At 66.3% G+C, this 21,278-nt stretch carries 28 protein-coding genes and 1 pseudogene; 16 read left to right on the top strand and 13 right to left on the bottom strand.

All coding sequences use genetic code 11. From position 1 onward, the window contains the following. Positions 1–16 precede the first annotated feature (16 nt). Both LYSHEL_RS16100 and LYSHEL_RS07685 read left to right on the top strand, forming a co-directional pair. A complete protein-coding gene (locus LYSHEL_RS16100; protein ID WP_213437310.1) occupies positions 17–1,156 on the top strand; it encodes a DNA/RNA helicase domain-containing protein in 1,140 nt (379 codons plus the stop codon). Then, positions 1,045–2,031, top strand: coding sequence for a DNA/RNA helicase domain-containing protein (locus LYSHEL_RS07685; protein ID WP_213437308.1), 987 nt, complete (start codon positions 1,045–1,047; stop codon positions 2,029–2,031). The genes LYSHEL_RS16100 and LYSHEL_RS07685 overlap by 112 nt, the downstream gene beginning before the upstream one ends. Position 2,032: 1 nt before the next feature. Here the strand turns inward: LYSHEL_RS07685 and LYSHEL_RS07680 are convergent, their stop codons facing one another. After that, positions 2,033–2,440 carry a hypothetical protein gene (locus LYSHEL_RS07680; protein WP_213437306.1) on the bottom strand — a complete coding sequence of 136 codons (408 nt, stop codon included), beginning with the start codon at positions 2,438–2,440 and terminating at the stop codon, positions 2,033–2,035. A 227-nt stretch (positions 2,441–2,667) separates the two neighbouring features. Between LYSHEL_RS07680 and LYSHEL_RS07675 the strand changes: the two genes are divergently transcribed. Beyond that, positions 2,668–3,054 (top strand): lysozyme inhibitor LprI family protein, encoded by a 387-nt coding sequence (locus LYSHEL_RS07675; protein ID WP_213437305.1) that lies wholly within the window; start codon positions 2,668–2,670, stop codon positions 3,052–3,054. A gap of 49 nt (positions 3,055–3,103) precedes the next feature. Continuing rightward, positions 3,104–3,244 (top strand): hypothetical protein, encoded by a 141-nt coding sequence (locus LYSHEL_RS07670; protein WP_213437303.1) that lies wholly within the window; start codon positions 3,104–3,106, stop codon positions 3,242–3,244. A 34-nt stretch (positions 3,245–3,278) separates the two neighbouring features. On the opposite strand, the gene LYSHEL_RS07665 is transcribed toward LYSHEL_RS07670, so the two are convergent. The 3 genes and pseudogenes from LYSHEL_RS07665 to LYSHEL_RS07655 all read right to left on the bottom strand — a co-directional run. Next, positions 3,279–3,803: an NMCC_0638 family (lipo)protein gene (locus LYSHEL_RS07665; protein WP_213437301.1), complete on the bottom strand. Its 525-nt coding sequence runs from the start codon at positions 3,801–3,803 to the stop codon at positions 3,279–3,281. 69 nt (positions 3,804–3,872) lie between these two features. Beyond that, positions 3,873–4,559, bottom strand: coding sequence for a response regulator (locus LYSHEL_RS07660; protein ID WP_213437299.1), 687 nt, complete (start codon positions 4,557–4,559; stop codon positions 3,873–3,875). Continuing rightward, a pseudogene (locus tag LYSHEL_RS07655) lies at positions 4,556–5,935 on the bottom strand (sensor histidine kinase); the annotation flags it as partial. The pseudogene LYSHEL_RS07655 and the gene LYSHEL_RS07660, both read right to left, overlap by 4 nt. 158 nt (positions 5,936–6,093) lie before the next feature. Between LYSHEL_RS07655 and LYSHEL_RS07650 the strand changes: the two are divergent. Together LYSHEL_RS07650 and LYSHEL_RS07645 are read left to right on the top strand one after the other, a co-directional pair. Further along, a complete protein-coding gene (locus LYSHEL_RS07650) occupies positions 6,094–6,804 on the top strand; it encodes a TorF family putative porin (RefSeq protein WP_244858705.1) in 711 nt (236 codons plus the stop codon). A 12-nt stretch (positions 6,805–6,816) separates the two neighbouring features. Then, entirely contained in the window at positions 6,817–8,727 is a 1,911-nt protein-coding gene (locus tag LYSHEL_RS07645) for a potassium transporter Kup (protein ID WP_213437293.1), read from the top strand. A gap of 4 nt (positions 8,728–8,731) precedes the next feature. Here LYSHEL_RS07645 and LYSHEL_RS07640 read toward each other — a convergent pair whose 3' ends face one another. Genes LYSHEL_RS07640 through LYSHEL_RS07625 form a run of 4 tightly spaced genes read right to left on the bottom strand, consistent with a single transcriptional unit; the run spans position 8,732 to position 12,507 of the window. Continuing rightward, positions 8,732–9,112: a response regulator gene (locus LYSHEL_RS07640; RefSeq protein WP_213437291.1), complete on the bottom strand. Its 381-nt coding sequence runs from the start codon at positions 9,110–9,112 to the stop codon at positions 8,732–8,734. A gap of 37 nt (positions 9,113–9,149) precedes the next feature. Next, positions 9,150–9,917 (bottom strand): hypothetical protein, encoded by a 768-nt coding sequence (locus tag LYSHEL_RS07635; protein ID WP_213437289.1) that lies wholly within the window; start codon positions 9,915–9,917, stop codon positions 9,150–9,152. 17 nt (positions 9,918–9,934) lie between these two features. Next, positions 9,935–10,735, bottom strand: coding sequence for a copper resistance protein B (locus tag LYSHEL_RS07630; protein ID WP_213437287.1), 801 nt, complete (start codon positions 10,733–10,735; stop codon positions 9,935–9,937). Then, positions 10,732–12,507 (bottom strand): copper resistance system multicopper oxidase, encoded by a 1,776-nt coding sequence (locus LYSHEL_RS07625; RefSeq protein ID WP_407075169.1) that lies wholly within the window; start codon positions 12,505–12,507, stop codon positions 10,732–10,734. Before LYSHEL_RS07625 ends, LYSHEL_RS07630 begins: the two co-directional genes overlap by 4 nt. Positions 12,508–12,628: 121 nt before the next feature. Here LYSHEL_RS07625 and LYSHEL_RS07620 point away from each other — a divergent pair, with 121 nt between their 5' ends. Together LYSHEL_RS07620 and LYSHEL_RS07615 are read left to right on the top strand one after the other, a co-directional pair. Continuing rightward, positions 12,629–13,000, top strand: coding sequence for a hypothetical protein (locus LYSHEL_RS07620; protein WP_213437285.1), 372 nt, complete (start codon positions 12,629–12,631; stop codon positions 12,998–13,000). A 28-nt stretch (positions 13,001–13,028) separates the two neighbouring features. Further along, positions 13,029–13,334, top strand: a complete 306-nt coding sequence (locus LYSHEL_RS07615; RefSeq protein WP_213437283.1) for a hypothetical protein — start codon at positions 13,029–13,031, stop codon at positions 13,332–13,334. Here the strand turns inward: LYSHEL_RS07615 and LYSHEL_RS07610 are convergent. Both LYSHEL_RS07610 and LYSHEL_RS07605 read right to left on the bottom strand, forming a co-directional pair. Further along, positions 13,331–13,825, bottom strand: a complete 495-nt coding sequence (locus LYSHEL_RS07610) for an EF-hand domain-containing protein (RefSeq protein WP_213437702.1) — start codon at positions 13,823–13,825, stop codon at positions 13,331–13,333. The two genes, LYSHEL_RS07615 and LYSHEL_RS07610, sit on opposite strands and share 4 nt — an antisense overlap. Before the next feature lie 72 nt (positions 13,826–13,897). Beyond that, the gene (locus tag LYSHEL_RS07605; protein WP_213437281.1) at positions 13,898–14,170 is read right to left on the bottom strand and encodes a DUF3892 domain-containing protein; all 273 of its coding nucleotides are present in this window, start codon (positions 14,168–14,170) and stop codon (positions 13,898–13,900) included. Between the two features lie 108 nt (positions 14,171–14,278). On the opposite strand from LYSHEL_RS07605, the gene hxpB reads away from it, so the two are divergent. Both hxpB and LYSHEL_RS07595 read left to right on the top strand, forming a co-directional pair. After that, on the top strand, positions 14,279–14,941 hold the full coding sequence (hxpB, locus tag LYSHEL_RS07600) for a hexitol phosphatase HxpB (protein ID WP_213437279.1): 663 nt from the start codon (positions 14,279–14,281) through the stop codon (positions 14,939–14,941). Positions 14,942–15,004: 63 nt separating this feature from the next. Further along, complete coding sequence (locus LYSHEL_RS07595) at positions 15,005–15,418, top strand: hypothetical protein (protein WP_213437277.1); 414 nt, start codon at positions 15,005–15,007, stop codon at positions 15,416–15,418. Between the two features lie 18 nt (positions 15,419–15,436). On the opposite strand, the gene LYSHEL_RS07590 is transcribed toward LYSHEL_RS07595, so the two are convergent. Further along, positions 15,437–15,766, bottom strand: coding sequence for a hypothetical protein (locus LYSHEL_RS07590; RefSeq protein WP_213437275.1), 330 nt, complete (start codon positions 15,764–15,766; stop codon positions 15,437–15,439). 164 nt (positions 15,767–15,930) lie between these two features. On the opposite strand from LYSHEL_RS07590, the gene LYSHEL_RS07585 reads away from it, so the two are divergent. The 6 genes from LYSHEL_RS07585 to LYSHEL_RS07560 all read left to right on the top strand — a co-directional run bounded on the left by LYSHEL_RS07585 (position 15,931) and on the right by LYSHEL_RS07560 (position 19,945). Next, the gene (locus tag LYSHEL_RS07585; protein WP_213437273.1) at positions 15,931–17,745 is read left to right on the top strand and encodes a hypothetical protein; all 1,815 of its coding nucleotides are present in this window, start codon (positions 15,931–15,933) and stop codon (positions 17,743–17,745) included. A gap of 89 nt (positions 17,746–17,834) precedes the next feature. Beyond that, positions 17,835–18,314: a hypothetical protein gene (locus LYSHEL_RS07580; protein ID WP_213437271.1), complete on the top strand. Its 480-nt coding sequence runs from the start codon at positions 17,835–17,837 to the stop codon at positions 18,312–18,314. Between the two features lie 99 nt (positions 18,315–18,413). Next, positions 18,414–18,887 carry a hypothetical protein gene (locus tag LYSHEL_RS07575; RefSeq protein ID WP_213437269.1) on the top strand — a complete coding sequence of 158 codons (474 nt, stop codon included), beginning with the start codon at positions 18,414–18,416 and terminating at the stop codon, positions 18,885–18,887. Positions 18,888–18,998: 111 nt separating this feature from the next. Then, on the top strand, positions 18,999–19,346 hold the full coding sequence (locus LYSHEL_RS07570; RefSeq protein ID WP_213437267.1) for a hypothetical protein: 348 nt from the start codon (positions 18,999–19,001) through the stop codon (positions 19,344–19,346). A gap of 66 nt (positions 19,347–19,412) precedes the next feature. Further along, positions 19,413–19,703 carry a hypothetical protein gene (locus LYSHEL_RS07565; RefSeq protein ID WP_213437265.1) on the top strand — a complete coding sequence of 97 codons (291 nt, stop codon included), beginning with the start codon at positions 19,413–19,415 and terminating at the stop codon, positions 19,701–19,703. A gap of 17 nt (positions 19,704–19,720) precedes the next feature. Beyond that, positions 19,721–19,945, top strand: coding sequence for a hypothetical protein (locus tag LYSHEL_RS07560; RefSeq protein ID WP_213437263.1), 225 nt, complete (start codon positions 19,721–19,723; stop codon positions 19,943–19,945). Here the strand turns inward: LYSHEL_RS07560 and LYSHEL_RS07555 are convergent. Both LYSHEL_RS07555 and LYSHEL_RS07550 read right to left on the bottom strand, forming a co-directional pair. Then, positions 19,912–20,184 carry a hypothetical protein gene (locus tag LYSHEL_RS07555; protein WP_213437261.1) on the bottom strand — a complete coding sequence of 91 codons (273 nt, stop codon included), beginning with the start codon at positions 20,182–20,184 and terminating at the stop codon, positions 19,912–19,914. The genes LYSHEL_RS07560 and LYSHEL_RS07555 overlap by 34 nt on opposite strands. A gap of 93 nt (positions 20,185–20,277) precedes the next feature. Further along, positions 20,278–21,195, bottom strand: a complete 918-nt coding sequence (locus LYSHEL_RS07550) for a VOC family protein (RefSeq protein ID WP_213437259.1) — start codon at positions 21,193–21,195, stop codon at positions 20,278–20,280. Positions 21,196–21,278 lie beyond the last annotated feature (83 nt).

Genomic DNA, 21,278 nt, shown 5'->3' with positions numbered 1-21,278 from the left:
GCTGGGGAAAACTCGCATGGATCTGCCGATCACGGCCCATCGCCGCGTGCGATGGGCGTACAGCGCTTCCATCGAGGACTTCTTGATCGCCGATCCGCGCACCATTTTGGGCGCTCTCGTCGAGAGAAGCTCGGCGGATGTGACATTGCTCGATCGCGGCGCGTGGACCGGACAGATTGTCGCCCTGCAACGAGAGCTAGCCGGCTTTAGGGGTCGCGGATCCGTCTATTTGGAATATGACATCCCTCGACTGGGCAAGCGTGTCGACACCATTCTGGTTCTCGATCACGCGTTGTTTGTTATCGAGTTCAAGGTCGGCGCGACAGCCTTCGATCGCGCAGCAATTAATCAGGTGTGGGACTACGCGCTGGACCTGAAGTACTTCCACAGCGCGAGCCATCTCCTACCTATCGTGCCGGTCCTAGTAGCGACTGAGTCCAGCGCCATTCGGCAACTTGAGCATCCATCTGTGGAAGACGGCGTGGTACCTCCTATCGGTTGCGCCGGGTCGACCTTGCGCGAAGCCCTGGAGATGGGACTACGCCTCACGTCGGGAAACAAGATCGAACCTGGTGACTGGGAAGTCGGTCGATACCAACCAACGCCGACGATCATTGAGGCAGCTCGACACCTGTACTTGAATCACGACGTCGCCGAGATTACCCGGAGCGATGCCGGTGCAGAAAACCTGTCTGCTACGACGGCATGCGTCATGCAGATCATCGACGCTGCCAGAGCCAAGAGAGAAAAGGTCATTTGCTTTGTAACTGGCGTGCCTGGAGCTGGAAAAACGCTGGTGGGCCTAGATGTGGCCACGAAGCAATCCGACGGCACCGATCACTCTCACAGCGTCTTTCTTTCCGGAAACGGCCCTTTGGTAGCAGTCCTCCAGGCCGCGCTAACACACGACGAAGTTAAACGCGCCAGCGAACGGGGATCCAAAGTCACAAAAGGTGAGGCCGCGCGAAAGGTCAAAACGTTTGTCCAAAACGTCCACCATTTCCGAGATGAGTACCTAGCGGACAAGGGCCCGCCGCGAACCACGTGGCACTTTTTGACGAAGCCCAGCGTGCTTGGGACCTTCCGCAAACGTCCGCGTTTATGCGCACGAAAAAGGGCGAGCCAGACTTCAACCAGTCGGAGCCAGCGTTTCTGATCTCCTGCATGGATCGTCACAACTGGGCTGTTGTTGTTTGCCTGGTCGGAAATGGTCAGGAGATTAATAGGGGAGAAGCCGGCATTCGGGAATGGCTGTCTGCGGTGTCAACTCAATTCCCAAATTGGGTAGTTCATCTATCACCTGAATTGGCCAATGCCGGAGCGGTTGAGTCGGAAGCGATCTCCGCTCTCGAGGGAAAAGTTGTACTTCGCTACGATCCTGCACTGCATCTAGCGACCTCAGTTCGATCATTTCGATCTGAGCATGTTTCGAGCTTCGTGAACGACCTCTTAGATCTGCGGCTCGAGCAGGCTAAACACTCGCTCAAAAGTGTCCTGGCGACCTATCCGATTCGGCTAACGCGTGATCTCGCCGCTGCAAAGCACTGGGTTCGAACGCGCGCGAGGGGAAGCGAGCGCTTCGGTATGGTGGTGTCCTCAGGCGCACAGCGCCTTCGCCCGCTTGGCGTTGATGTTCGAGTGAAGACCGATCCGGTGCAGTGGTTTCTTCAAGGTCACGAGGACGTTCGGTCCTCGTACTACATGGAAGACCCTGCAACAGAATTTCAAGTGCAAGGTCTTGAGCTCGATTGGGCCTGCGTCGTTTGGGATGCAGACCTTCGAGCGGAAGGCGGGTCTTGGGGATTTCACAAATTCTCAGGAAGCAGCTGGAAGAAGGTGAACGACGAATCGCGGCGTCGCTACCTTCTGAACGCATATCGCGTACTGCTGACTCGTGCTCGCCAGGGCATGGTGATTGTCATCCCCACCGGCTCCGACCAAGACAAGACGAGACCGCCAAAGCACTACGACGGCGTTTTTGATCTTCTCAAAAACCTTGGGATTCCATTGCTAACCGAGGAAAACGGCTAGATCAGCAAGTCCCATCCTGCACCCACCCATTCTGAACCCGCTTCATCCGCTGCCCATCCACGCACCGGATGTCGTTGCTCGGCGAGGCCTTCGCCGCCTTCTCCGCATTCTGCTTGGCGCGCAACTCGCCCTGGATCCGGATCGCTTCCTTCCGCGAGGCGAGCCACGAGGCTTCCCGCGCTTCCGGGCTCTCCACGCTCCCCAACGGCACCGTCGTCGTCGCTGGTGCGGGTTGCACGGTCGTCGCGGGTGCCACGTCCGTCGCGGGCGCACTGGCCGGCACGGGGATCGTGATCACCGAGGTCACCGCCGGGGCCACGCCGGTCGCGCCCGTTGCGGGCTCGGCGTGCCTGCCGCGCATGTACAGCCACGCGCCCACCAGCGCGAGGATCACCAGCACCGCGATCACCAGGATCCGGCGCGAACGCGCTTGCCTCTGCCTCTGTCGACGGCTACGTCGCATTGCCCTGCTCCATCCATACCCCTGCTGGCCGAAGGATAGCCGCGTTGCGCGACCCGGGGGTGTGCGCGGGTCGACACCGTCGGTTCGGCCGTGAAGGGCGCGCCGGTCCGCCGCCTTGACCCCCTGCCGGCCGTCGCGGACGATCCGGCCGGGGATTCCTTCGAGCGCCCGCCATGCTGAAACGCTTCGCTGCCTTCGCGTTGTTCGCCGTCGCTGCGCCGGCGATTGCGGGCGATGTGTGCGAGTCGGGGAACACGCAGGACATCAACGAATGCGGTCGCCAGGGCGTCGAGCGGGCCGACAAGGCGTTGAACGCCGCTTACCAATCGCTGCTTGCCGGCCTGAAGGCGGACGCGGAGGACTACCCCGAGATGGCGCGCGCGCGTGAGCAGCTCATCGTCGCGCAACGCCTGTGGGTCAAGTTCCGCGAGGCGGACTGCGATGCGATCTTCACGGTGCACAGCGGCGGCACGATCCGCACGGCGATGTACTTCGCGTGCATGCAGGATCGCGCGGAGAAGCGGACGGCGGAGTTGAAGGCGTACAACGAAAGCTTCTGAGGGAGGCGCGCGTGGACCGTCGCATGCAGACCGTGGCCGTTGCGTTGGTGTGGACCGGCCTGGCCTGGACCTGGCCGCGTTCGGTCTCGCGCTCACGTCGTTGCCGTATGTCTACGCGCTGCTGACTGCGCTCGCAGGGATCACGCTGCTGCTGGCCGGCGCGGGAATCGGCCGCGTGCGAAAGGGCTAGGCGCGTTACCGGAGGCGCAACGCGACCCGCGCCCCTACTTCGCCACGAACGCCCGCGACAACATCACCCCTTCCACGCCATCGGCCGACGCCTTCGACAACCGCACGCGCATTGCCAGTTCCGGCGACCAGTCGATCTCCCACGCGTCCAGCACCTGTTCGCCGTCGAACATCGGTTTGTCCTGCCGCTGCGTCGCGGGCCTGGTCTGCTGCATCTGCGCCATGAACGCGGCGAGGTGCGCTTCCAGCTCGGCCGCTTCCGCGCCGTCGGCCATCACGGCGCAGTAGCCGCGCTCGTTGAGGGTGATCAACACCTGCGGGGTGCCTTCGACCAGCCAGGTCTTGCTGGCGTGGTAGCCGGCGTTGGGGTCGGCGGGCATTGCGACGGCGTTGCGCGCCTTCACCGCTTCGGCGGCCTTGTCGTAGCTGGTGCCGCTGGCGATGCACGTGTCGCCGAAGGTGGCGAAGACGTCCTTCGCGAACACCTGCCCACTTGCAAGCAGCAGTAAGGACGCGAGCACGATGGTACGTGCGCGGCGATGCGAGTTGGTGTGTTGCATGGATCCCCCTGAATGCGATGCGCGCCATCCCCATGGCGTGCGTGCAGCGTACAACGTGCGCGACGCAAATTATTGCGACAGGAACCGCAAGCCGACGCCCGGTTCGGTGGCGATCCATTTCGGCGCGGCGGCATCGTCGCCGAGCTTCTGCCGCAGTTTGGCCACGAGGATCCGCAGGTAGTGCGTGTCCTGGTCGTGCGTGGGTCCCCACAGTTCGCGCAGCAGCTGGGGCTGCGTCACCACGCGGCCCGCGTTCTGCACCAGCAGGGCGAGCAAGGCGTATTCCTTGCGGGCGAGGACGATCGGGTTGCCGTCCAGCGTGACTTCGCGCCGCGCGAGGTCCACGCGCAAGCGGCCGTCGTCGTGCACCGGCGGTGTGTCTGCCGGTGCGGCGTGTGCGCGGAGCAACGCCCGGACGCGCGCCATCAGTTCCTGCACGCCGAAGGGTTTGGTCACGTAATCGTTGGCGCCGGCGTCGAGGGCGGCGACCTTGCCGGTTTCGTCGCTGCGCACGGTCAGCACGATCACGGGCACGTTCGACCATTCGCGCAACGCGCGCAGCACTTCGTGGCCGTCGCGATCGGGCAGGCCGAGGTCCAGGATCACGAGGTCGGCGCCTTGCGTCGCCAGCAGGTCGAGGCCGCCCTGCCCCGTTTCGGCCAGCAGCACCTGGTAGCCCTGCGCGCGCAGGCCGATGTCGAGGAACTTGCGGATCTGCGGTTCGTCGTCGATGACCAGCAGGCGCGCGGTGGTCATGGCGTGGGCTCGATGCGCGGGAGCGTGATGCGGATGGTGGTGCCGCGGCCGCTCGGCGCAGGCAACGCTTCCACCTCGCCGCCATGCGCGCCGATCATGCCGCGGCAGATCGCGAGGCCGAGGCCCGTACCGCCGCGGCCGCGATCGCCGCGCGCGACGCTGTAGAAGCGGTCGAAGATGCGGGCGCGTTCGTCTTCCGGGATGCCGGGGCCGTGGTCGGTGATGTCGAGTTGCACGGCGTTGCCGATGGCGTGCGCGTCGATTTCGACCGGCGCATCGGGTGGTGAAAACTTCACCGCATTCTCGAGCACGTTGAACAGCGCTTGCTCGATGAGCGCCGGGTGCACCCAGAGCGGTTCCATCTCCTGCGGGACGCGTGCGACGAAACGTGCAGCGGGATGTTGCCGCTGCAGTCGTCCGACCGCTGCGCCCACCAGCTCATCCACGCCGATCCAGTCGCGATGCAACACCAGCTCGCCGTGGCCGAGGCGCGTCATGTCGAGCAGGTTCTGGATGTAGCGGTCGAGGCGCTCGCCTTCGGTACGGATGGCGTCCAGCAGGCTGCGGCGGTCGGCGTCGTTCATCGCGTCGCCGTAATTCTCCAGGCTGCCGGCGGCGCCGATGATCGACGCGAGTGGCGTTCGAAGGTCGTGCGACACCGACGACAGCAACGCGGACCGCAGGCGTTCGGTTTCATTCGCCATGCGCGTGGTTTCGAGTTCGCCGGCCAGGCGCGTGCGTTGCAGCGCCTGCGAGATGTCGCCGGCCATCGCCTTGGCGGTCATCTGCTGCATCGCGTCCAGGCGCGTCGAGGACGGCGGCAGCTTCAGGCCGATCACGCCCAACGGGCCGCTCGGCGCGCGCAACGGCAGGAACCACCAGCCGTGTTCTTCCACACCGCCGCCCTGGTCGGTCGCGCAGTCGTCGCCCAATCGCACCCACGCATCCGCGCCGAGGCCTTCGCGGAAGACGCTCTCGGCGGCATCGACCACACCGGAGGCATCCGTCGCCACCGACAACTTCCCCGCCAACGCCTGCCGCGCGTTCGCATGCAGGTTGGCGATGCGCAGTGCCTGCACCTGCATCGCGAGTTGCGACGCGAGACGCCCCGCGATCAACGCCGCTGCGAGGAACAACGCGACCGTCGCCACCCCATGCCGCGCGTGGATGTAGAACGAGTAGCGCGGTTCGATGAAGAAGAAGTTGAACGCGAGGAAGCACAACACCGCCGTCAGCAACGCGGGCCCGGTGTGCGTGCGCACCGCGACCACGAGCACCGCGAGCATGAAGACGAGCGACAGATCGGCGAGGCCGAGCCAGCGTTCGGCGGCGGCGGCCACGATGACCGCAACGGCGGTCGCAACGAAGGCAAGCACGTAGCCGGCGGCGGGCGACGCGTTGGCGGCGATCGGCAGGGCGGGACGCATGCGCGCATTGTGCGCGATTCGCGCGGGGCTGGAATTTACGCCGAATTTACGCAACGGGCCGGTGCCGGGAATGGAGGCTTTGCGCGCCCGGTGACGAGAATTTGGCCGTGGCCGATGGGGCCGCGCGTTGGATGATCGCGATGCAACGGATGTGGACCTGGTGTGCCCTCGCCTGCCTCGGCCTGGCGGTCGATGCGCGGGCGGCCGACATCACCGGTTCGGCGGCGCTGACCTCCGACTACGTCTGGCGCGGCACAACGCAGACGCGTGGCGAGCCGGCGGTGCAGGCGGGCGTGAAAGTGGCAGGCGCATCAGGCGTGTACGCCTCGCTCTGGGGCACGAACGTCGATTACGGTCCGGCGGCGGATGCGAGCACCGAGTTCGACGCGACCGTCGGCTGGGGCACGGCGCTGTCGGACGATTGGTCCGTCGACGTGAACCTGCTGCGTTACGTGTATCCGTCGACCCGCATCGACCTGGACTGGACCGAGGCGAACGGCACTCTGATGTTCCGCGATCGCGCGTGGCTCTCGCTCGGCTACTCGCGCGAAGCACTCGGCGGCGATGATGCGGGACTCTATGCGTTGGTCGGTGGTCGCCTACCGGTGAACGATCGCCTGAATCTCGAACTCGCCGTCGGCCACTACTTCCTGCAACAACGCGATTACACGCACGCGCAACTGAGCGCGGTGTTCGCCCTCGCCGGCCCGCTTTCCCTGCGTTTCACCGCGCACACCACCGACAGCAACGCGAAACGGATCTTCGGCGACAACGCCGCCGGCCCGCGCATCGAAGCCGCATTGCAAGCCACGTTCTGATTGGAACCCGCCATGTCCGCCACCACCGCTCCCATCGCCGTGCCGCAACCGCACGCGCCGTCCGCCAGCTTCCGCACCCTGATGCTCGGCGCGATCGGCGTCGTGTTCGGCGACATCGGCACCAGTCCGCTGTACACGATCAAGGAAGCCTTCACCCCGCACTACGGGCTCACGCCGGATGCGGCCACCGTGCTCGGCGTGTTGTCGCTGGTGTTCTGGACGTTGATGGTGATCATCACGGTGAAGTACGTCGCGGTGATCATGCGCGCGGACAACGCGGGCGAAGGCGGGATCATGGCGCTGACGTCGCTCGCGCAACGCACGATGCCGGGCGGTTCGCGTGGTGCGTACATCGTCGGCTTGCTGGGCGTGTTCGGCGCGGCGTTGTTCTTCGGCGACGGCGTGCTGACCCCGGCGATCTCGGTGTTGTCGGCGGTGGAAGGCCTGGAAGTGGCGGCCCCCACGCTCGAACACATGGTGTTGCCGCTGACGATCGGCGTGCTGGTGGTGTTGTTCGCCACGCAGCGCTTCGGCACCGATCGCGTGGGCAAGGCGTTCGGACCGGTGATCGTGGTGTGGTTCGCCGCGATCGCGGTGCTGGGCATCCACAACATCGTCGGCAACCCGGAAGTGCTGCATGCGCTGAATCCGTGGTGGGGCCTGCGCTTCTTCCTCGACCACGGCTGGCACGGGATTTTCATCCTCGGCGCAGTGGTGCTGGCGGTGACGGGCGGCGAAGCCTTGTACGCAGACATGGGGCACTTCGGACGGCGGCCGATCCAGGTGGCCTGGAACGTGCTGGTGCTGCCGGCGCTCACGCTCAACTACCTCGGCCAGGGCGCGCTGCTGCTCGCGAACCCGAAGGCCATCGACAATCCCTTCTATCTCGGCGTGCCGGCGTGGGCGCTGTATCCGATGATCGCGCTCGCGACGGCGGCGACCGTCATCGCTTCGCAGGCCGTCATCAGCGGCGGTTACTCCGCGGCGCGCCAGGCGATCCAGCTGGGCTACCTGCCGCGCATGCACATCAAGCACACGTCGCAGGCGACGATCGGGCAGATCTACATCCCGACGATCAACTGGGTGTTGATGATCGGCACGATCGCGACCGTCGTGGGCTTCGGCAGCTCGACGGCGCTTGCGACGGCCTACGGCGTGTCCGTCGTCGGCACGATGCTGATCACGAGCGTGTTGTTCATCGTGGCGATGCGCCAGCGCCGGACCTTGCCGCCGATGGTGTTCTGGCCGCTGGCGACGCTGTTCGTGCTGGTGGACGTGGCGTTCCTGTCGGCCAACCTGGCGAAGTTCATGGATGGCGCGTGGTTCCCGATCGCGCTGGGCGTCGGTGTGTTCATCCTGTTGCGCACGTGGGGCCGTGGGCGCCAGCTGTTGCAGGCGGAGATCCTGAAGGACGGCCTGCGCCTCGATACGTTCCTGCCCGGCCTGATGCTGGCGCCGCCGACGCGCGTGGAAGGCACCGCCGTGTTCCTCACCGCGCAGCACGGCATCGTGCCGAAGGCGCTGCTGCATAACCTCAAGCACAACAAGGTGCTGCACGCGCGCAACGTGCTGCTGACGGTGGAGACGAGCGCGGTGCCCTACCTGTCCGATGCGACGCGCCTGAGCATCGAACCGATCGCCGACGATTTCTACCGCGCGACCGTGCGCTACGGCTTCATGGAATCGCCCGACGTCCCGCTGGCCTTGATGCGCGCGGGCGACCAGGGCGAGCTGTGCTTCGATCCGATGGAGACGACGTACTTCGCCAGCCGCGAAACCATCGTCGCGCGTCCGCGCGGGGGCATGGCCTTGTGGCGCGACAAGCTGTTCGGCGCGATGCATCGCAACGCGGCGCCTGCGACGGACTTCTTCCGCATCCCGAGCACGCGCCTGGTGGAGCTGGGCGCGCCGGTGGAAATCTGATGCGCTACAACGCGATCGGCGTGCGCTCGAGCAGTTCCTGCACGGTCTTGATCTGCAGCGGCTTGGTGCAGTGCTTGTCAAAGCCGACGGCGTGCGACTTCTCGCGATCGCTGTCCTGGCCGTAACCGGACACCGCAACGATCCAGGCCTTCGCACCCCAGTCGGTCGCACGGATCTGGCGGCACACTTCCCACCCGTCCAGCTCCGGCATGCCGATGTCGAGGAAGACCACGCCCGGATGCAGTTCCATCGCCAGGTCGAGGGCCTGCTGCCCGTCGCGCGCCAATGCGACGCGATGCCCCAGCAATTCGAGCAAGGCCGCCAGTGTTTGCCCAGCATCGAGGTTGTCGTCGGCGACGAGCGCCGTGGGAGCTGGGGTGGGCATCGCAGGATCATACGCGCCCGGGATGTGACAGCCCTCGTCAGGGGGTGGCCGCGGGGATCAGGCTCATCTCCGGGCGATACCGCCAGATTTCGCTGGTCACGCTGTCCACGCACGCGGCATATGCGGCAAGCAACTCGCGGCGCGTGGTGGCGTCGTCGACGCTTGCCATCACGCGTTCGAGGTCGCCGGGTGCGTTCTCGTAACTTGCCCAATCGTTGCGCGCAACCATCAGCATGAATTCCGGCGACGCGGTGCCGCCCACGCCTTCGTACCACGTGTGCGTGCCCTGCCCGCCCGTGGCTTCCACGGTGGCGCGCATGCGCTTGACGATTTGTTCGAACTGCGCGGCCTTGCCCAGCTTCAACTTGTACACGTGCACTTCCACCATCGCGGTGGGTTGCCACTGTTCGAGCGGCGTGCCGGTGCTGAGGTCGCGACGCACGCGATACACGGCGCGGAACGCGGGCTCGCCGAACGCCATGAACGTGCGGTCCGCATCCTTCGCATCGTCGGCGGGCGCGACGCGATGGTCGAACGCGGAGAACGGCGCGCCGAATGTGCCGTCGATGAACATCCCCATGCGCGGGCCGTGCGTGATCGTCCAGCCGTACCAGACGAGCGGATCGTTGTGCGTGCGATGCCACGCGAGGTGCTTCTGGTAGCCGGCGTCGAACTGCGCGTCCATGCCGGGCTTCGGCGTGTAGGCGAACACGTGTGCGGCGTCGCCGGTATTTCGCAGGGGCGCCGCGGCATTGGCGGTGGTGGCCAGGAGCAACAGCAGCATTGCGAGTCGCGAACGGGACATGGGGGAAGTCTCGTCAGTCAGAACCAGATCCGGAACCCTGCGACCACGCGCGTATCGCTTGCGTCGTGCCGCAGGTCCGCAGTGTCGCCGAACGCGCGCTCGTACACCACGCCGATGTACGGCGCGAACTGGCGCGTCACTTCGTAACGCAACCGCAGGCCGGCTTCGGCGGTGCTCAACCCCGCGCCCACATGGCGCGCGGGATCGTCCTTGCCGTTGAGGTTGAGTTCGACGAGCGGCTGCAGGATGAGGCGATTGGTGAGCAGCGCTTCGTATTCGGCTTCGATGCGCGCGGCGGTGCGGCCGGAGGCGCCGATGTACGCCGTCGCTTCCAGTTCGATCTTGTACGGCGTGGTGCCCGTGACGCCGATGGCGGCCCAATCCTGCGACGCGCCGGGTTTGAAATCGTGGCGCACGCCCGCGACGAGATCCCACCAGCGCGCGATCGGCTTGCCGTACAGCACTTCCAGGTCGGCGGCTTCGGTGCGTTCGTCGATGCGCTCGCCTTCGCTGCGCAGCCAGAGCTTGTCGGTGTCGGTGCCGATCCACGCCTGGCCTTGCCATTCGAGGCCGCCGTCGAAGCCTTCGAGGCGGTTGAACTGGACGAAGGACTGGATCGCGTTGTCATGCTCCGGGTGGTCGGCCATCGGCGGTTTGGCCGCGGCGCGATCGGCGTCCGTCAATGCGGGGATCGGCGTCTTCGGTTGCTCGCCCGTCGTGGGTGCAGGCATCGGCATCGGCATCATGTGATGCGAATGGTCCTGCGCCATCGCATCGAGCGCGACGCAACACAGGAGCGCCAGCGCGAGCCGCTTCATTCGTCCACCCGCACTTCGCGCATCATCCCGGCTTCCATGTGGAACAGCAGGTGGCAGTGATATGCCCAGCCACCGAGCGCATCGGCGCGAACGCGATAGCTGCGCCTGCTGCCGGGCGGCATGTCGATGGTGTGCTTGCGCACGTGGAAGTTGCCGTCGGCGTCTTCCAGGTCGCTCCACATGCCGTGCAGGTGGATCGGGTGCGTCATCATCGTGTCGTTGACCAACACGATGCGCAGGCGTTCGCCGTAGTTGAACCGCAGCGGTTCCGCCTGCGAGAACTTCTGCCCGTTGAAGCCCCACGTGAAGCGTTCCATGTGGCCGGTGAGGTGCAGCTCGATGTCGCGGCCGGGATCGCGGCCGTCTGGATCGTCGAACACGCTGCGCAGCATCGAATACGTGAGCACCGTGCGGCCGTTGTCGCGCAGGCCGATGCCGGGGTCGTCGAGCTTCGGCGTCGGCGAAGCCGCCTGCATGTCGACGAACGGGTTGTGCGATTCGCTGGCGGGATGGTGTTGCGCGGCAGGCATTGCGTGGCCCATCGCGGCGTGGCCCATCGCGGCGTGGTCCATGCCGGCCATGTCCATGCCGGCCATGTCGTGCGCCGCCGCACCGTGCCCCATGTCCGCCATCGACAGGATCTGCCGTGCCTCCACCGCCGGCACCGGCGCGCGCAAGCCTTCGCGCACGGCGAGCGTGCCGCTGACGTAACCGGTGCGGCCCATGTCCTGCGCGAAGATGGTGAACGCGTCCTGCCCGCTGGGCTCCACGATCACGTCGAAGGTTTCCGCGGTCGCGATGCGGAATTCGTCGACCGTCACCGGGTGCACGTACTGGCCATCGGCGGCGACCACCGTCATCTTCAAGCCGGGGATGCGCACGTCGAAGTACGTCATCGATGCGCCGTTGATGAAACGCAGGCGCACCTTCTCGCCGGAACGGAACAGGCCCGTCCAGTTGCCGAGCGACGTGGTGCCGTTCAACAGGTAGGTGTAGGTGTTCGCGTTGACGTCGGCGAGGTCGGTGGGCGTCATGCGCATCGCGCCCCAGAGCTTGCGGTCTTCGATGGTTTCCGCGAGGCCATCGCGGCGCGCATCGCGCATGAAGTCGCCGAGCGTGCGCTTGTAGTAGTTGTCGTAGCCCGGCATCTTCTTGAGGCGCGCGAACAACGCCGCCGGATCCAGGTCCGTCCAGTCCGTCAGCATCACCACGTAATCGCGGTCGAATGCGAACGGTGCGGGTTCGATCGGATCGATGATCAGCGGGCCGTACAGCCCCACCTGTTCCTGGTACGCCGAATGGCTGTGGTACCAGTACGTGCCGGATTGCTTCACGTCGAAGCGATACGCGTACGTCTCGCCGCGATGGATGCCGTCGAAGCTGATGCCCGGCACGCCGTCCATGTTGGCGGGCAGCAGGATGCCGTGCCAGTGGATCGAGGTCTCGTGGCCATGCACGGAATGCATCGGCAGCGCGTTCGACACGCGCAAGTCCACCGTGGTGCCTTCGCGCCAGCGCAGCAGCGGCGCGGGCAACGATCCGTTGACGGTGATCGCCGTGCGCGTGCGGCCGGTGAAGTTCATCGGCGTTTCGCCGATCGACAGGTCGAACTGCGTGCCGGACAGGACGGAAGGCAGGCCCGCGCCTTGCAGCGCGTAACTCGCGCGTGGCCACAGGCCGAGGCCGGCCACGGCGCCGCCGGCGGCCAGGCCTTGCACGAAGCGGCGACGCGCGGGTTGGGCGGGGCCGCCGTTGGGAGTTCGCAACGTCAAGTTCCTGGGGGATCGCGACGGCGCTACTTTACGCCCGGCCCCTGTACCGAGCCATGCGCAGCGCGGCGCCGGGCGTTAGGCTAGCCGCCGACGAGACGGATCACGGGATCGAGGAACTGCGATGGACTGCTTCCAACACGCCGGCACGGCCGCCATCGGCCTATGCAAGCATTGCGCGAAGGGCCTGTGCCCGGCGTGCGCGGCCGATCTCGGATTCGGGCTTGCCTGCCGCGGATCGCATGAAGCGGAGGTCAGCGATGCGCACGCGTTGTGGCTCCACTGCCAACGGATGCAAGGGACACAGCGCTCGCTGCGGTCGCTCACCCCGATGTACTTCCTGGTGATCGGCGCGATCATGATCGGCTACGACCTGCATGCCGGCGCACGGACGCTGACCTCCAGCATCGCGCTGGGCCTGGTGTTCGCGTTCGTCGGTGTCGTCGTTGCACTCAAGATGTGGCGCGCGCCCCAGATACCGGCCACGCGGCATTAAGCTAGCCGCCTCCGGGAGGATCACGACCATGAAAGTGAACTTCGCGCACCTGCGCGACAAGAATACGGAAGGCGGCTGGATCGACTACGTGGTGTTCGATGCGCACGCCGATTCCAACACCAACGCCGACAATGGGCTGCTGCTGCAGAAGCTGACGAAGCAGGCGCGCGCGAACGGCCTGAAGGTGGACCAGTCCGCGCTGGCGTACATGCAGCCCAACGGCAAGGTCACGTATTACGGCGTCGAAGCGCTCGTGAAATACCTGGCGAAGGTGGGGCTGCCGGGCTGGACGCACACGCTCGAGATCGGTGCGCCCGACGAACCCGCCGCTTAATGCAGCATCGGTACGCCGAAGCCTGCCTTCAGTTCGTCCAGGTCCACGTTGCCGTCCTTGTTGGCGTCGAGCCAGTCGAAGCGGATCTTCAGGCCGCGGCGCAGCTCGGCGTCCGATAACTTCCCGTCGCCATCGGTGTCCGCGATGCTGATGCGGTAGGCCGCATCCGGCGCGCCCTGCGCCTTGTCGCCCAGGAACACCTGGAACTCGTCGGCGGAAATCAGATCGTCGTGGTTGGTGTCGAGCGCTTCGAGCACCGCGTCGCTGTCGTATTCGTACTGGCTGAGCACGCCGTCGTGATTGGCGTCGAGGATGGCGAAGCGACTGGCGGCGGTTGGCGGCGCCGGTGCGGCCGCGGGCGCGGCGGCTGCGGCGGGTGCCTCGGCCGGCTTGGCGGACATGGGCGTGGCCTGCTGCGCCATGCACGCGCCGGCCGGGAGCAAGGCGCAGGCGAGCAGCGCGGCGGACAGGCGGGCGATGGACGTGGACATGGGGCGGGCCTTGGCGGGAGGGGTGTTCCTCACGCAACGGCGGCGGGCCCGGGGATCGGACAGCCGCTTGGCCTACGCGGGGCACTCCGGCAGGTTGAGGAGCGCGTTGGAGTCCTCGTCGTCGATCTCGGTCCGCAGGTATTTCCGCCCGTTGCGCGTGGCCACCACGATCCAGACGTCCTCGCCGAGCACGTTGATGTAGCAGCGCAGGCGCCCGGTCTCGATGTGGTCGATGGTTTCTTCCTGGGTGAACTTCCACCCCCAGCCGCCGACATGCGAGATGCGCCCGTCGGCGCTGCCGAACTCGCGCGTGTTGATGCAGGTGACCTTGACGGTGTCGGGCACGCGGCTCCCCTTGCCTTGCGGACACCCGTTGTAACGTAGGGAGCATGCTGCGTCGGGCGCGATCGGCGTAGGAATAATTCTCGGAAAGTCATGCAACGGGGAGCGCAAATGCTGCGAGCCGCCATCTTCGACCTGGACGGACTGCTCATCGACTCGGAGGCGATCTGGTTCGAGACCGAGTGCGAGGTGTTCGGGTCGGTCGGTATCAAGCTGACGCCGGAGATGGGGGCGAGTACGCAAGGCTTCCGGTTGGATGAAGTCGTTGCGCACTGGTGGCAGTACCAACCTTGGGAAGGCCCCACGCGCGACGAGATCGCGCAACGCCTCGGCACGTTGGTGGCCGAACGCGTGGCGTCGCGTGCGAAAGCATTGCCGGGTGCGGTCGACGCGGTGCGCTTCGCGCGATCACGCGTCGAAGGTTTGGCGATCGCATCGGCGACGTCCGACGCGATCATCCACGCGGCGTTGCAAAGGCTCGGGATCGCCGCGTTGTTCGACGTCGTGCATTCGGCGGAATCGGAAGCGCGCGGGAAACCGGATCCCGCGGTGTTCCTCAGCGCGGCGCGGATGTTGGGCATCGTGCCCGGCGACTGCGTGGTCTTCGAGGATTCGGTGAACGGCGTGATCGCGGCGAAGGCGGCGGGCATGCGCTGCATCGCCGTGCCGGAGGCGGCGCAGGCCGCAGATCCGCGCTACGCCATCGCCGACATGCGGCTGCGTACGCTGGAAGCGCTGGATGCGCGCGCGTGGGACGCAGTCACGGGCGCCTGACCGACCGAGGGGGCATACTCCCGTCCACGCCCTCAGGGGGGGCGGGACCAGGGGGTCGCCAGCATGGACGAACAGGACACGGGCGCGTTGCCGCCCGCGCGCAGTCGTACGATCAAGTACCTGCCGAACAGCGACATCATCGAAGTGCGCTACGCGGGCGAAGTCAGCTACGACTTCCGCATCGGCACGATCGATGCGCTGGGGCGGATGACGCCGGCCGGTGGGTTCCGGCGCTTGCTGATCAATTACACGTCGGCGTGGCCGATCGCGACGCCGGAGCCGAAGGCCGTCGCGGAATTCGGCGCGCGCATGGGGCGGCTGGCATTCACCACCGATGCGCGCGTGGCGTTGGTCAATGCGCCGACCGACGTGCAGGTGCAGACGAATGAAGTGCTGACGCAGGGTGGATTCGTGTTCCGGCAGTTCGATGACCGGGTGCAGGCGGTGGCGTGGTTGCTGGCCGAACGTACGGCGTAGCAGGCGTCACGCACACCCTTACTGCCGCGTCCCCCGCGCCGAATCCCCCACCATCGCCCGCACCAGGCGCCGCACCTTCGACACGAAGCGCGCATCCGCGGCGCGCTTTTCCATGTCCGGTGCAAATGCCGCCGCACCCACGCCGCCGTTGATCCGCAACGCCAGCGCATACAACTGGTCCTCCAGCGCGCGCCCGCGTTCGCGGATGGAATGCACGCGTTCGAACGTCACCATCGGGCCCGCGCGCTTCGCGTCGGCCATCGCGGCGTCGTATTCGGCCTCGAGGGCGTCGAGGGACTGGTGGAAATTCAGGACGAACTGGTCCATCGCATCGTTGGCATCCGACATGGCACTCCTCCGGCTTCGAGTGCGCGAAAGCCTGTCACTGGCCGGCGGCGCGCCGCATCGTCCCGGTGGGCAAAACGCGGTGCCGTCGGGCCGATCCTCACGCCATGGCCGTTGCCGGCCGGCTCTGGCGTAACCACAGGGACGGACCGGGGACGAACGGACGCATGAGCGGCAATCTGTTCGCCGAACTGAAGCGGCGCAAGGTCATCAAGGTCGGCGCCGTCTACCTGGTGTCGGCATGGGTGGCCGTGCAGGCGGCTAGCATCGTCCTCCCCGCGTTCGACGCCCCGCCTTGGGCGCTGCGCGTCTTCATCCTCATGGCGTTGCTCGGCTTCCCGATCGCCCTCGTGCTGACGTGGGTGCTCGACCTCACGCCCGAGGGCATGCGGCTGGATGCGTCGCCGGTGGGGAACAAGCGCGTCATCGCCGTCGCGCTCGGGCTCGCGGCGCTGGCTGTGGGCTGGTACTTCGTCGGGCAGCCCAGCGTGCGGCCGGGGCAAGCGGTGGTCGACGCCAAGCCCGCGCCGATCGTCGACGACAAGTCGATCGCGGTGCTCGCCTTCACCGACCTCAGCCCGAAGCACGACCAGGAATATTTCTCCGACGGCATGTCGGAGGAGATCCTCAACGCGCTCGCGCAGATCCGTGACTTGCGCGTCGCGGGGCGGACGTCGTCGTTCTCGTACAAGGGACGCAACGTGGACCTGCGCACGATCGGCCAGGCGCTGGGTGTCGCGCATGTGCTGGAGGGATCGGTGCGCACGCAGGGCAATCGCGTGCGCATCACCGCGCAACTCGTGCGCAGCAAGGACGGCATGCACCTGTGGTCGAAGCAGTTCGACGGCGACCTGTCGGATGTCTTCAAGTTGCAGGACCAGATCGCGCATGCGATCGCGGACGCACTGCAGGTGACGTTGATCGGGGAGCAGAAGTCGCAGTTGGTGGCCGAATCGACCACCAGCCCCGAGGCCTACCAGCTGTACCTGCGCGCCACCGACGTCATGAACAAGCGTGACTACGCGCATGCGAAGGAGGCGATCGCGTGGCTGGAGCAGGCCATCGCGCTGGATCCGAAATTCGCGCGCGCGCATGCACGGCTGGCGCTGGCGCAGATGACGGTGAACGTCCGTGACCCGGATCGCGGTCGGCAAGCCGAGCAACACGCGCGTGCGGCCATGGCGATGGACCCGACGCTGGCCGAACCGGTGTACGCGCTGGGCCTGGAACTGTGGCGCATGGAACGGCGCTTCACCGAGGCACGCACTTATCTCGATCGCGCGGTGCAGATGCAACCGCAGGACGCGTCGGCGCACATGTACCTGGGGCAATGGTTCATCGTCACCGGTTACACGAAGCAAGGCATCGCGGAGCTGGACCGCGCGATCGCCATCGATCCGATGTTGCCGAATGCGGTCAACTGGCGTGCCTCGCAGTCCATGTATGCGGGCGACCTGGACAAGGCGGAGATGTTGTTCACGCAGTCCGATGCGCTCGGACTGTCGTTCGCCAAGGCCGGCCTGGGGGAAGTCATGCGCGCGCGCGGCGATGTCGCTGCGGCGCGGCAACTGGTGGCGGCGACGTGGAAGCAGAATCCGACGCCGTGCGGCACTGCGGGCCCGGTGGACTTCGACACGCTGCTGGCGGGCACCATCGGCGGCGATGCCAATGCGCAGGCGCGCGCGCTGAAGATCATCGACGACTGCCTGGCGACGAAACCTGACGTCGTGCCTGCGTGGGCCGTCGTCTCGCTGATGCGATTGCACCAGTATTCGCGCGCGCTGGCGTTGTTCGGCGGGCGCGTGTCGCAGGACGATGCCGGCATCGTGTTCCGCATCTGGTCGCCGGAGGATGCCCCGATGCGGCAGCTGCCGGAATTTCCCGAACTCGCGCGCAACATCGGGTGGGTGGATGCCTGGGAGCGGTTTGGGCCGCCGGATGCATGCACGCGGGTTGCAGTTCGTGACTATCGGTGCCGCTGAGTGACGAAGCCTGGTGCGCATTCGCACGATCTGAACGATGCGGGGTCAATGCTGTGGCCGCTTGCACCCCCCGGTGCAGAGGACGACCCATGAGCAACCCCATCGAAAGCCTGCTCCAGCAGATCACCGGCCAGGGCGGCGCACCGTTGCCGCCGGAAGCGCGCGACCAGTTCCAGCAGATCGCGCAGAACGCCTCGCCCGACGAACTCAGCCAGGGCATGAACGCGGCGTTCCAGTCCGACCAGACCCCGCCGTTCGCGCAGATGGTCGCGCAGCTGTTCGGCCACGCGGACAACCAGCAGAAGACCGGGATGCTGAGTACGTTGCTCGGCGCGTTGGGCGGCGGCGCCACGCATCCGGCGCTGACGCAGGCGGGCATTTCCAGCCCGGAACAAGCGACGCAACTGTCCACCGACCAGGTGCAGCAGATCGCGACGCAGGCCGAACAAGCCAACCCCGGCATCGTGCAGCAGATGAGCGACTTCTACGCCAAGCATCCGCAGCTGGTGCAGTCGCTGGGTGCGGCGGCGATGGCGATCGTGTTGGGGCGGATGCGGTCGCGTCACTGACGGCGTTGGCGCTTCGATAGGAGCAGCTCACCCTGACTTCATGTTTCCGACATTGCCCGCGCACATGGCGCGGGCAACCTGGGCGCCCTCTTCCACCTGATGGGCACCATGACGAAAAGACGAACGCATGCTGGCAAGGCGCTGGCGGCCGCACTCGTGATTCCGTGCGCCTCGGAAGCCTGGCTGCTGTGCACGTATGACTATTTCAGTGCCGACGGGACTCCGGATAACGCGCTGATTCACAGCTTGCCGTTCATGGCGATCTTCGCGTCGGTGCTGAGTTGCGTGGCGCTGATTGGGTTCCAGGCATTCGGCAAGTACCTCCTGGGTCAGAGTGCGCCGTCGATCGCGTCGCCCATGGTGTTTGCTGCACTGGCGGCGTTACCGGTCCCGGCGTGGATGTTCTGGGCGATGTCCGGGTGGTCAGACCCGCCGCCCAGCACGGGCGCGACGGCGGGATTCGTTTGGGTGTTTCTGTTCGTCAGCTCGGTGCCGGGCGCGCTCACACAATGGGTGCTGATTGGTCGCGATCGGATTACTTCGGCGGCGGACGGCAGTCCTTCGGCTTGCTGATGTTCCGCGTTTTTTTGGCCCGTCCCGCCGATCGCTGGGAACGCCACCTTGCTTGCGGGACCACACACGGGATGCATAAGCTCGACGCATCCCGCGACTGGTGGTGAACGGATGCCCTGCGCTGCCGACCGTTTCAAGGCGCTGATCGAGGCCAACGCGCAGGAGATTGTCCGGCTGAACGCGCGCATCAAGGACACATTCGCGCATCGCGGCGAGAGCGCGGAGCAGGAAAGCGCGTGGCGGTCCGCGTGTGCTGACTTCCACGCCCGCTATGACGCACTCGCGTTTCCAGGCGGACTCGACGGCGCGTTCGACCGCCTGCTGGCGGGCGATCCGGACACGATGGAAGCAACCGTCTGTTTCCTTGGAAGTGCGGCCGTATTTCTTTCGCTCGGGTTACATGTTCGATGCGTTCTTGCGCACGGCGAAGCGCGCGCCGCTCACCGAGGACCAGCGTGATCGGCTGGCGCTGGTCGCCCGGGCGGCCGCTGCGTGGAAGGCGCGCGATCGGATAGGCTGAGGCCCATGATCTGCATTCGCGCGAATCTCGTCTCTGGCCCGGCGCATGCACGCTTTCCACCCGGCACCAAGGTCGGGGCCCTGCTGTTTGTCCAAGCCGACGATGACGCCACGGCCGAGGACATCGCGGGCAAATCCCTCGCCGCACTCGGCTGGGCCAGCCTGGAGACCGAGCGCCTCAAGACCATCACGGACTACGCGCAGTTCGACGCGCGCGACGACGTTGTCGGGGAAGCCTTTCGTGACGCAAGGTCATCCGGCTTCGGCCACATCCTCTTTCCGGAACCGGGCGCCTGACCCGGGAGGGCTCGCACATGCGCATGGGACTGGCCGGATTCTTGATGCTCGCGATTGGCGCGGCACTCGGCGCGGCCGGCTACTTCTATCTCGAGAATCCACTTTGGCTATGGGTGCCGGGTGGCCTCATGGTGCTGGTCGGATTGGCGCTGTTGAGCGGTGCGCGGGAATCGGCCTTGTCGCGTTTCAGGCATCGCATCTCGGACAGCTATGACCGCACCGGCGATGGCCGCGAAAAATAGAAGACGACGATCGCGACGCACATTGCGTACAGGAACGCGATGGGCAGCCCGATGCCCACGTACAGCGGGTCGAGATAGCCCGACTGCAGCCAGCCCTGGCCGGTGAGCACGACACAGAAGCCCACCACCGCGCCGAGCAGCGACAGCATATGAAAGCCGAACGCGGCCCGGAAGGCGATCGCCATCGCGACGACCGACAGGGTGCCGATGATCGCCACCGTCAAATCGCCGGCACCCATCAGGGGCGTCCAAAGCAGCCCTGCGGATAGCGTTGCAGCGCCGACTGCGAGGCTCCACCGCAGCGCTGGATGGCGAGCAGCGGGCGTCATGTCTCAGTTGCCCCGCGCCGCCGCTTCGATCTTCGCAACATCCAACTTGCACATCGGCAGGAACGCCTGCGTCACACGATCGATCACCGCGCGATCCCCCGATGCCATGATCGCGTTCATCGACGCCGGCACGATCTGCCACGACACGCCGAAGCGATCCTTGCACCAGCCGCACTGCTCGGCCTCCGGCACGCTCGACAGCTGCGCCCAATATCGATCGATCTCCGCCTGGTCGCGGCAGGGAACGACGAACGAAATCGCTTCGTTGAACCCGAACCCGTGCGCGTGCCCGCTGTCCATCGCGGCGAACCAGTTGCGCTCGCCCAGGCGGAAGTCGGAATACATCACCGTGCCCGCGCGGTCCGGGTCCATGCCGGCGGGATACGGGATCAACAGGCCGGCCTGCGAAACGTCGAACACCGAACGATAGAACGCGCCCGCCGCCTCCGCCTGGCCGTACGCAGCGCCGGTGAACAACAGCGACGGCACGATCATCGGCCTGGGCGCCGCGGCCGCATCCACGAGCATCAACTGCCACGACACGCCGAAGCGATCCTGCACCCAGCCGTAGCGCGCGCTGAAGGGATACGCGTCCAGCGCCATCAACGCCTGCCCGCCGTCGACCAGCTGCGCCCACAACGCATCGAGGTGCGCGCGCGCATCGGCATCGCGCGAAGGATCGAAGTGCACGAAGAACGAGATCGACGGATTCAGCGGGAAGAGCGGACCGGCGCTGATGGCCATGAAGGGCTGGCCGGCGAGCGTGAACGAGACGATGTCGCAATCGCCGGACGGCGTGTCATGCAGGGTGGTGACGGAATCGATTGACGCGTCCGGGAAGACGCGGCAGTAGAACTCGGCCGCTTCGCGCGCCTGGGTGTCGAACCACAGGTGGGGGGTGATGGGGTGGGCCAGGGGCATGGGAGGTGCTCCGTGGGGTGGATGCGGGGTTTAGCTTGCAGGTGATTTGTTGGGTGTTGGTGCTGATTTTTGTGGTCGTCACC

Origin of the sequence: Lysobacter helvus, from assembly GCF_018406645.1 — a bacterium.
Classification (GTDB): domain Bacteria; phylum Pseudomonadota; class Gammaproteobacteria; order Xanthomonadales; family Xanthomonadaceae; genus Noviluteimonas; species Noviluteimonas caseinilytica.
This window is presented reverse-complemented; position numbering and strand designations above follow the sequence as displayed.

Coding starts and splice junctions, on each gene's coding strand:
- LYSHEL_RS07645 (WP_213437293.1), top strand. CDS start 6,817: ATGTCCGCCACCACCGCTCCCATCGCCGTGCCGCAACCGCACGCGCCG.
- LYSHEL_RS07635 (WP_213437289.1), bottom strand. CDS start 9,917: ATGTCCCGTTCGCGACTCGCAATGCTGCTGTTGCTCCTGGCCACCACC.
- LYSHEL_RS07615 (WP_213437283.1), top strand. CDS start 13,029: ATGAAAGTGAACTTCGCGCACCTGCGCGACAAGAATACGGAAGGCGGC.
- LYSHEL_RS07660 (WP_213437299.1), bottom strand. CDS start 4,559: ATGACCACCGCGCGCCTGCTGGTCATCGACGACGAACCGCAGATCCGC.
- LYSHEL_RS07610 (WP_213437702.1), bottom strand. CDS start 13,825: ATGTCCACGTCCATCGCCCGCCTGTCCGCCGCGCTGCTCGCCTGCGCC.
- LYSHEL_RS07550 (WP_213437259.1), bottom strand. CDS start 21,195: ATGCCCCTGGCCCACCCCATCACCCCCCACCTGTGGTTCGACACCCAG.
- LYSHEL_RS07555 (WP_213437261.1), bottom strand. CDS start 20,184: ATGGGTGCCGGCGATTTGACGGTGGCGATCATCGGCACCCTGTCGGTC.
- LYSHEL_RS07570 (WP_213437267.1), top strand. CDS start 18,999: ATGCCCTGCGCTGCCGACCGTTTCAAGGCGCTGATCGAGGCCAACGCG.
- hxpB (WP_213437279.1), top strand. CDS start 14,279: ATGCTGCGAGCCGCCATCTTCGACCTGGACGGACTGCTCATCGACTCG.
- LYSHEL_RS07620 (WP_213437285.1), top strand. CDS start 12,629: ATGGACTGCTTCCAACACGCCGGCACGGCCGCCATCGGCCTATGCAAG.
- LYSHEL_RS07665 (WP_213437301.1), bottom strand. CDS start 3,803: ATGCAACACACCAACTCGCATCGCCGCGCACGTACCATCGTGCTCGCG.
- LYSHEL_RS07585 (WP_213437273.1), top strand. CDS start 15,931: ATGAGCGGCAATCTGTTCGCCGAACTGAAGCGGCGCAAGGTCATCAAG.
- LYSHEL_RS16100 (WP_213437310.1), top strand. CDS start 17: ATGGATCTGCCGATCACGGCCCATCGCCGCGTGCGATGGGCGTACAGC.
- LYSHEL_RS07565 (WP_213437265.1), top strand. CDS start 19,413: ATGATCTGCATTCGCGCGAATCTCGTCTCTGGCCCGGCGCATGCACGC.
- LYSHEL_RS07595 (WP_213437277.1), top strand. CDS start 15,005: ATGGACGAACAGGACACGGGCGCGTTGCCGCCCGCGCGCAGTCGTACG.
- LYSHEL_RS07590 (WP_213437275.1), bottom strand. CDS start 15,766: ATGTCGGATGCCAACGATGCGATGGACCAGTTCGTCCTGAATTTCCAC.
- LYSHEL_RS07640 (WP_213437291.1), bottom strand. CDS start 9,112: ATGCCCACCCCAGCTCCCACGGCGCTCGTCGCCGACGACAACCTCGAT.
- LYSHEL_RS07575 (WP_213437269.1), top strand. CDS start 18,414: ATGGGCACCATGACGAAAAGACGAACGCATGCTGGCAAGGCGCTGGCG.
- LYSHEL_RS07675 (WP_213437305.1), top strand. CDS start 2,668: ATGCTGAAACGCTTCGCTGCCTTCGCGTTGTTCGCCGTCGCTGCGCCG.
- LYSHEL_RS07560 (WP_213437263.1), top strand. CDS start 19,721: ATGCGCATGGGACTGGCCGGATTCTTGATGCTCGCGATTGGCGCGGCA.
- LYSHEL_RS07630 (WP_213437287.1), bottom strand. CDS start 10,735: ATGAAGCGGCTCGCGCTGGCGCTCCTGTGTTGCGTCGCGCTCGATGCG.
- LYSHEL_RS07580 (WP_213437271.1), top strand. CDS start 17,835: ATGAGCAACCCCATCGAAAGCCTGCTCCAGCAGATCACCGGCCAGGGC.